Raw genomic sequence first — 8,724 nt, 5'->3', positions numbered from 1 at the left:
TAGTGAGCACCCTACAATGATTCGATGACAGTTTGAATTGCAGGAGCGGCTCTCGGCTCTGTAGGAGCGGCTTCAGCCGCGAAGATTGCGAATGGACCGGACATTTGCATTATCGGTGGTCGGAGCCCACCCTAAAAAAACCGGATTATAGAATTTAAATACGGTTTAAATTTGGAAAAATCTTTAGGGTTGGTTTGCCCACCATGGTAAGCAGCAATGACTTAAATACAGGAGTTAAGCTTCAGCTTTGACACCTATTCTGAATCAGAATCGCCAGAAAAACGCTTGAAAACCCGAAAAAAACGTCCAAACAATCCTGCCAATGTCACTCAAAACATACTGATCCATTCACAGATTCCCAACCAATATCACCACCTGAACCAATGAAATAAAATCATATCCGGCAATTCATTACACCAATAAATCCTGGCTTAAGGGTCTGTATATTCCATCTAATGAGAATCTAATATTCATTTATTGCAATCACAGATCTCCATATAAATTGGCCACACCAATCTTTATTTACCGATCCTGAACCGGGCAAACCATGAGAGGTATTCATATTGGGTTATTGCGATCATTATCATCAGATGTTAGTAATAAAAATAGTAAATTTACACCCGGTTTAATATTCAGGAGTGTCAGGTGCAGAAATCTTTTCAACTTATGATCAGTAGTTTAGTCGTAACCGGATTGCTATCCAGCTGTACAGCAATGACTCAAAAATCCGCAGAGAAACAGGCTCCTTCTTCTGCTGAACAGGAATACACTCAGATTATCGCCTTCGGAGACAGCTACTCTGATGATGGTGCTTCTTACGAAATCACCAACCGTATGGTTGATCAGGGCGTCAAAGATTCGATGATATTCCCCGGTGATCTGTATTGGCAAAACCGCTGGACCAATGGCCCAACAGCGGTAGAAGTAATGGCTGATGAGCTTGATATCCCACTGATTGATTACGCCGTCGGCGGTGCCAAAAGTGGTGAAGATAACTACTACCACTGGATGAATCCGTACGAAAAAACAGGTGTTATTGGCCAGGTTGAAAGCTTTTCAACGACTCTGAACAGCCAGCCCGCGGATGCTGACGCGCTGTATTTTATTTTTATCTCAGCCAATGACTTCTTTGAGCATACCGATTACGCACTGGAGGGCACGGTCACTGCCCTCGCAGATTCAGCTGTGGCAAATATTGATAAAGCAGTAGCGCAACTCAGCACGCTTGGTGCAAAGCACTTTATGATCGTAAATTCTTCCGACCTGGAAATTCTGCCTGCCGTTACCGCAGCAGGACAAACAGAACTGGCCAGTGAATTTCAGACCCGCTTTAACACCCGCCTGCAGTCCTTAACGGAAACTCTGGTAAACAATACCCATGTTGATATCACTCTGTTCGATCACATAGCCGCCAGCAATATGATCATGAAGAATCCCGAAGATTATGGTTTCACTAACCTGACCGATGCATGCCAACCTGTGTATCCAGAAGTTAAGCCCGTTTGTGGTTCTCCAGATGAATATTATTTCTGGGATGAATGGCACCCGACCCGCCATGTACATGCCATCATGGGAGAAAAAATGGCGGAAGCAGCTCTGTAGGCGCGCTCTGCAGGAGCGGTTTCAGCCGCGAAGATTGCGAATGGGCCTGCGGCCATCGGAGCTGAAGCACCTCCTACAATTGCGAAATCCTTTGTAGGCCTGCATTTTTTGTAGGAGCGGCTTCAGCCGCGAAGCCGGACATTACGCATCGGATATTACCAATATCTGATCCCCATTGCCTGCTCAACTCTTTAAATCTGCCGGTCTGTTTCTGTCACTTCGCTTCTGCCGAATCGTTTGTCTCTTGCCAGCTGTGCGCCCCCGGCCCATTAATCCTGCGCGCCCTGACAATCCCCTCCCCCGCCCCTTTGTTATAACTCACGCTCGAGTTCATCCCTTTGCGGAGTTTTGCATGTCGGTTTCATCCAACCCGGTGATCGCCTATCCGTCACTGGCCAAGCGTTCGGTCATCGAGTTTTCCATGGCGTTAGGCAGTTTTGCCATCGGTATCTGTGAATTTGCGCCGATGGGACTGATGCCGGAAATGTCGGCATCAATGAACATCAGTGAGTTTGAAGTGGGTAATTTCATCAGCTCTTATTCGTTGGGTGTGATGGTCGGTGCACCTCTGCTGGCGGTGCTCGGTGCACGCCTGGAACGGCGCTGGTTATTGCTGCTGCTGATGGCTTTTTTCGCCGTCGGTAATGGCTTAAGTGTGATGGCGCAGAATTACGGCGATATGATGCTGGCACGGTTTTTATCCGGTATGCCACACGGCGCTTATTTTGGTGTTATGTCCCTGATTGCAGCTTCGCTGGTACCGCCCAATGGACGGGCCAAAGCGGTCAGCCGGGTCATGTTGGGGATCACCGGCGCTATGCTGTTTGGCAGCCCGCTGGCCACCTGGCTCGGCCAGGAAACCGGCTGGCGCTCTACCTTTGCCCTAGTAGCCGGGTGCGCAATTTTTACCATGGCGATGATTCTATTATTTCTGCCCAAAAATCCAAACGAAGTGCGTAATAATCCTGTCAACGAATTAAAAGCCGTGCGTAATCCGGCAATCTGGATGTCGATGATTATTGGTTCAGTGGGCTTTGCCGGTATGTTCTGTGCGTTCAGCTATCAGGCACCAACGCTGATTAATCAGGCCAAAGCTGACCCATCCTGGGTTCCCGTGGCGCTGGCCGCTTTCGGTTTAGGTGGCGTAGCCGGCAATATGTTCGGTGGCTGGCTGTTCGATAAACTTCAGTTCCGCTCGCTGGGTGTATTACTGCTGTGGGGCACCATCGCTCTGCTGATTTATCCGCTGTTCACTTACACCCTGCCCAGTATGTTAATCGGCTGTTTTCTGGTGGGTACCATGGTATCCATTTCACCCGCATTGCAAACCCATTTAATGGACATTGCTGCCGATGCACAAACACTCGCTGCAGCATCCAGTGCTTCGGTATTTAATGTCGCTAACGCCATGGGACCCTGGCTCAGCGGCATGGCGGTGGCTGCGGGTTTTGGCTGGAGTTCGACCGGTTATGTCGGGGCAGCCATGACCGGGCTGGCACTGGCCATGTATCTGGTATTTGGTCGCATAGCATCAGGGCAAACCCTGGCTGCGAACAATCTGTCACGCTGAGCTGTCTGTTAACGCCTGAATGCAGCCGCTAGACTGCGCGGCCTTTTTTAACATTATTTATCCGCGCGATAAGTGCGTATTAATGGAGACTGTATGCCGCTGTTTACCCGGCCAAAACCGAGTGATGATTTATCCCGTTCGCGTCGTGCGTTAATCGAATTTTCCATGGCGCTGGGGGGCTTTGCCATCGGTATCAGCGAGTTTTCTCCCATGGGGTTAATGACGGATATCGCCAACGACGTCAACATCAGCGAATTTCAGGTCGGCCATTTAATCAGTGCTTACGCTCTGGGAGTCATGGTGGGTGCACCGGTACTGGCCATCGCCGGTGCGCGACTGCTGCGCCACCAGCTGCTGATTTTACTAATGGGATTATTTGCCGTCGGTAATATCGCCAGTGCAGTGGCCGCTGATTACGATCTGCTGCTGGTGTGTCGATTTATTGCCGGCATGCCCCACGGCGCATATTTTGGTGTGATCGCCCTGGTGGCTTCATCACTGGCACCGGCCAACGGGCGCGCCAAAGCCGTCAGCCGGGTCATGCTTGGTATCGCTTTTGCCATGTTGTTTGGTAGTCCGCTGGCAACCCGTCTGGGCCAGTTAACTGACTGGCGCTATGTGTTTGGTCTGGTTGGTCTGCTGTCATTATTTACCCTGGTAATGATTTTTGCGTTTCTGCCACGCAATCCGGATGAACAGCGCAGCAGCGCGCTGGGGGAACTTAAATCCCTGGTTAATCTGAATATCTGGATCGCGCTGGCCATTGCCTCCATTGGCTTTGCCGGTATGTTCTGTGTATTCAGCTATCTCGCTCCAACTATGCTGAACGTTACCATGACAGAACCTGAATGGATTCCGGTAGGCCTCGGGATGCTGGGGCTGGGTGGCATTATCGGCAATATCGTCGGTGGCTGGCTTTTTGACCGTGCGGGTTATCATTCGCTGGGGATTATTCTGGCCTGGGCTACCGTGACTCTGCTGATCTATCCGCAGATGACAGGCACGCTGCCTACCATTTTGCTGGGCTGTTTATTGGTCGGCACCATGATTGCCATGACTCCGGCGTTGCAGACGCATTTGATGGATATTGCCGAAGGCGGTCAGACATTAGTGGCGGCATCCAACCATTCTGCCTTTAACCTCGCCAACGCTTTAGGCCCATGGTTAAGCGGCATTGCCGTGGCCGCCGGTTATGGCTGGAGTTCCGTGGGTTATGTCGGCGCAGCCATGACCATCACCGCCTTATTGATCTATTTTATTGGCGCGGCGTTGTTAAAAAAGAAAGCAGGTCAGGTTGGGTAAATCGCCAATTCGAATACCGCATAGAAGCAGTAGTTTAATGTGTGGTGAAGGTTAGAGATGACCGTTTTTGCGGAGTCGGGTAAGCCGCGAAATTACGGAGTGGGCGATTTATTGCAGGAGCGGGTTCACCCGCGAAATTACAGAATGGTCCTGCGGCCATCGGAGCTGAAGCACCTCCTACAACAAACCTCTGTTTCCGACCAAGGCAATACATTGTAGGAGCGGCTTCAGCCGCGAATCCGGCGTAGCCGGACATCCCGGATCATTACGGTTATTTTGTGGTTATAGGTGCGCATTGCGCACCCTTGTATCTACAATGATTCTGAATAGGCGAATTATTGCAGGAGCAGATTCACCCGTCAGCCAGCGACTTTTTACTCTGCAGCGGCCAGTCGCGGTAATTAAAGACCTGACCGTTATTACGCACATTTTCGATGGCAGTTAAATCCAGGTCGGCATAAACCCAACCTGGCTTATCCACTTCACCCTGAGCAAGAATGCCATTGGCCGGGAAGCCGTAATCCACCGGCGTATAAATACTCGCCAGCCCGAAATTAATATCCACTGCTTCGGACCATTCAGCTTTGCCGACTGTCGGCGACTGAATCACGTAGCACTGATTTTCCAGCGCCCGTGCCTGACAACCAATGCGCACGCGATAGAACCCGGCTTCAGTATCCGTGCAGCTTGGCACCAGAATAATATTGGCACCTGCGGTCACCTGCTGATTGGCTAACAGCGGGAATTCTGAGTCGTAGCAGATATTGATACCGATTTTGCCGAACGGCGTTTCAATCAGCTGAATCTCATCGGTGGCTGCGATCTGCCAGTGCTCATTTTCAAAGCGCGTCATAATCAGCTTATCCTGAAAGCCGAGCACACACCCTTCGCCATCTTCCCCATAACCGTAAAGCACAGCGCGGTTACGGTAACTGCCGTCGTCCATCAATAACGGGAAGCTCGCGCCCAGAATCAGCAACCGATGTTCTGCCGCCAGTGCCAGATGCAGTGCCTGCACATCGGCCCACAGGGTCTGCATTTCTGCAAACTGTTTGTGCATATCCTGCAGAACATCCTCGCCCAGCATGGACGGTAATTCCATGCTGCCGTATTCCGGAAACACCAGCAGCTGCGCACCATTGGCAACGGCTTCATTAACCCAGCGGGTGATTTTCTGGCTGTATTCATCCCAGCTGTTAAAAAAGCTGATGTCGTATTGTGCGCTGGCAACGCGCACCTGTAACTGACGATCTGTCGGGGTCTGACGGTTTGCTGATGTCTGATTCACAATGTATGTATCCAGGCTGATAACTGAAAAATATCGGGCGCTGCACGCAGCAGGATTAAAGATCTTTTAACCAGAAGGTCATTGGCTTTTCGGATTCACTGTCTTCATCCAGATCCTGCCAGCTGAAGGTGGTGTGCAGCTGCGGCGCTTTGCGATAACCGCGCTTCCCCCAGAAGGCATCCAGCGGCACATAATCTGCCGGGCGGCGCGGATGATCGTCCGGGCGCTGTACCGCACAGAAGCAGACGGTTTTAAATCCACTCAATGCCCGCCCATGAGCTTCACGGCGGTTAAAGAACTCGACCCCGGCGCCAAGACCACGGTAAGCCGGCAGCAGTACCGATTCACCGCAATAGAAGATATCGTCCGGGTTCATGCCCGCGGCAATAAAAGGACGCTGCACTTCTTCGGTTTCATCTGCCAGCGGTAACGCCGATGATGCGCCGACCACCGGACGTGCCGCATCGGATTCATCAATGGCCAGCACCACCACACTGCGCTCAGCGTTCAGATAGGTCTGCAGGTAACGTTCTTCGTAGGCCGGATCACCATCATAAAGGTAGGGAAATTCACGGAATACGCGGATACGCAGGCGCGCCAGTTCAGAAATATACTGCGCCAGCGCCTGACCGCTGACATTAACGAAGCTGAGTTGTCGGTTCATGCTCTGTGCCGTGCCTTAATCAATATCGCAGTCTTATCAGAAACGCGGCCAGTTTAAGGCCGCAACCTGCGGGCCGGAAATCAGCCTGCGACCTGAGCGATCCAGTCTTCCAGGTTGTAGTAGTTGGTCACGCGGGCAACTTTGCCGTCGCGGATATCAAAGAAGGCACCGGCTGGCAGACGGTAAGTCTGTCCGGCGGCTTCCGGCAGGCCTTCGTCGGTGCTCAGGTATTCACCCAGCACAACAAATTCTGCTGCGGCACGGCTGCCTTCGGCGTTGGCCATGATCACCATATCCACCAGCTGTTCGCGGTAATGACGGTTCATTTTCACCATAAATTCGCTGAAAGCTGCTTTGCCGGTTTCGCGATCACCCTGGTTGATGTCGTGCACCACGTCGTCCGTCAGCAGTGCCAGAAAGGCATCCATATCCTGACGGTTAAACGCATCGTAATAAGCCTGAATTAATTCGACAGCCTGTTGAGTCATACAAGATTCCTGAATGAGGGTTGTTGTCTGCGCAGCCGGCAGTACTGTGTGCCTGCTGCTGATCAATACGGTTGACCTGTACGATACCATGCTGAGCAGCCCCGCCATCTGCATATTTGCGACATCCGTTTGCCCTGCCTTTTACCTGAAGTTTTGCTGCAGAAGCTGGCTAAGACCTGCTCCGGCACTGCTGATAAACAAGAGAATAAAACTTAACCTGCAGGAAACAAAGAGGCGAATGCAGTGTTCTTCTGTGACGAATAGTCAATCAACTCCGGTGGCTACAGAATGTCACCCGCTTTGTCGGCGCCGTCACAGGCATAAACGCGCTTAAACGCCCGGTGTTTTGGCTTTCACCGTTGCCGTTGATCAGCATCTGAGCGACAATAGCGCCCCTTTTTTCCGCTCCGTCCAGCCGGAGCCGTATTAATCCGCCACGGGCCTGTTTCCGCGCCCGGGCAGCAGCGAATCAGATTCAGGAGTCGTTATGACATCTCGTACCGAACTGGCCAACGCCATCCGTGCTCTGGCTATGGACGCCGTACAGAAAGCTAAATCCGGTCACCCGGGCGCACCAATGGGCATGGCTGATATTGCCGAAGTTCTGTGGAACGATTACCTGAAGCACAACCCGGAAAACCCGCAATGGGCCGACCGCGACCGTTTTATTCTGTCTAACGGCCACGGTTCTATGCTGATCTACTCTCTGCTGCACCTGAGCGGCTACGATCTGAGCATCGACGACCTGAAAAACTTCCGTCAGCTGCACTCCAAAACTCCGGGCCACCCTGAGTACGGTTACGCACCAGGTATCGAGACCACTACCGGTCCTCTGGGTCAGGGTATTGCCAACGGTGTCGGTATGGCGCTGGCGGAAAAAGTACTGGCTGGCCAGTTCAACCGTGAAGGCCACGACATCGTTGACCACAACACTTACGTGTTTATGGGCGACGGCTGCATGATGGAAGGTATCTCCCACGAAGCCTGCTCGCTGGCTGGTACGCTGGGTCTGGGCAAACTGATTGCCTTCTACGATGACAACGGCATTTCCATCGACGGTGAAGTGGAAGGCTGGTTCACCGACGATACCGTTAAGCGTTTTGAATCTTACGGCTGGCAGGTAATTCCGCGTGTTAACGGCCACGATCCGGAAGAGATCAAACAGGCGATCGAAACCGCCCGCGCTAACAGCGAGCAGCCAACCCTGATCTGCTGCAAAACCATCATCGGTTTTGGTTCACCGAATAAAGAAGGTAAAGAAGACTGCCACGGCGCACCTCTGGGTGACGACGAAATCGCTCTGACCCGCGAGCGTCTGGGCTGGAAACACGGTGCTTTCGAAATTCCTGAAGATGTTTACGCTGGCTGGAGCGCGAAAGAAAAAGGCGCTGCCGCAGAATCTGCATGGGATGAGAAGTTCGCTGCTTACGCTGCGGCTTACCCTGAACTGGCTGCTGAATACAAACGCCGTATCAGCGGTGATCTGCCAGTCGATTTCGCTGCTCAGGCACAGAAGTACATCGAAGAATGTCAGGAAAAAGGCGAAGTGGTTGCTTCCCGTAAAGCCTCTCAGAACACGCTGAATGCTTTCGGCCCGCTGCTGCCGGAATTCCTCGGCGGTTCTGCTGACCTCGCCGGTTCCAACCTGACCCTGTGGAAAGGCTGCCAGGGCGTAAGCGAAACCGACGCTTCCGGTAACTACATTTTCTACGGCGTACGTGAATTCGGTATGAGCGCCATGATGAACGGTATCGCCCTGCACAAAGGCTTCGTACCTTACGGCGCCACCTTCCTGATGTTTATGGAATAC

7 protein-coding genes are annotated in these 8,724 nt (G+C 52.2%); 4 read left to right on the top strand and 3 right to left on the bottom strand.

Features of this window, described 5'->3' with window-relative positions; translation table 11 throughout:
• Positions 1 to 714 precede the first annotated feature (714 nt).
• From B2Z72_RS11555 to B2Z72_RS11545, 3 genes are all read left to right on the top strand, one after another.
• The gene (locus B2Z72_RS11555; protein ID WP_297004861.1) at positions 715 to 1,602 is read left to right on the top strand and encodes an SGNH/GDSL hydrolase family protein; all 888 of its coding nucleotides are present in this window, start codon (positions 715 to 717) and stop codon (positions 1,600 to 1,602) included.
• 352 nt (positions 1,603 to 1,954) lie between these two features.
• Positions 1,955 to 3,172, top strand: coding sequence for an MFS transporter (locus B2Z72_RS11550; protein ID WP_296980232.1), 1,218 nt, complete (start codon positions 1,955 to 1,957; stop codon positions 3,170 to 3,172).
• Positions 3,173 to 3,265: 93 nt separating this feature from the next.
• The gene (locus tag B2Z72_RS11545; RefSeq protein ID WP_296980230.1) at positions 3,266 to 4,474 is read left to right on the top strand and encodes an MFS transporter; all 1,209 of its coding nucleotides are present in this window, start codon (positions 3,266 to 3,268) and stop codon (positions 4,472 to 4,474) included.
• Positions 4,475 to 4,826: 352 nt separating this feature from the next.
• On the opposite strand, the gene B2Z72_RS11540 is transcribed toward B2Z72_RS11545, so the two are convergent.
• The 3 genes from B2Z72_RS11540 to B2Z72_RS11530 all read right to left on the bottom strand — a co-directional run bounded on the left by B2Z72_RS11540 (position 4,827) and on the right by B2Z72_RS11530 (position 6,914).
• Positions 4,827 to 5,762 carry a carbon-nitrogen hydrolase family protein gene (locus tag B2Z72_RS11540; protein ID WP_296980228.1) on the bottom strand — a complete coding sequence of 312 codons (936 nt, stop codon included), beginning with the start codon at positions 5,760 to 5,762 and terminating at the stop codon, positions 4,827 to 4,829.
• A gap of 55 nt (positions 5,763 to 5,817) precedes the next feature.
• Positions 5,818 to 6,426 (bottom strand): GNAT family N-acetyltransferase, encoded by a 609-nt coding sequence (locus B2Z72_RS11535; RefSeq protein WP_296980224.1) that lies wholly within the window; start codon positions 6,424 to 6,426, stop codon positions 5,818 to 5,820.
• Between the two features lie 80 nt (positions 6,427 to 6,506).
• The gene (locus tag B2Z72_RS11530; RefSeq protein ID WP_296980223.1) at positions 6,507 to 6,914 is read right to left on the bottom strand and encodes a ketosteroid isomerase-related protein; all 408 of its coding nucleotides are present in this window, start codon (positions 6,912 to 6,914) and stop codon (positions 6,507 to 6,509) included.
• Positions 6,915 to 7,401: 487 nt separating this feature from the next.
• Here B2Z72_RS11530 and B2Z72_RS11525 point away from each other — a divergent pair.
• A partial coding sequence (locus B2Z72_RS11525) for a transketolase family protein (RefSeq protein ID WP_297004858.1) occupies positions 7,402 to 8,724 on the top strand: 1,323 nt, incomplete at its 3' end.

It is taken from the genome of Thalassolituus sp. UBA6592 (assembly GCF_002433655.1).
Lineage (GTDB): Bacteria > Pseudomonadota > Gammaproteobacteria > Pseudomonadales > Oceanobacteraceae > Venatoribacter.
The sequence above is the reverse complement of the archived record's forward strand: the minus strand, read 5'-3'. Positions and strand labels throughout refer to the sequence as shown.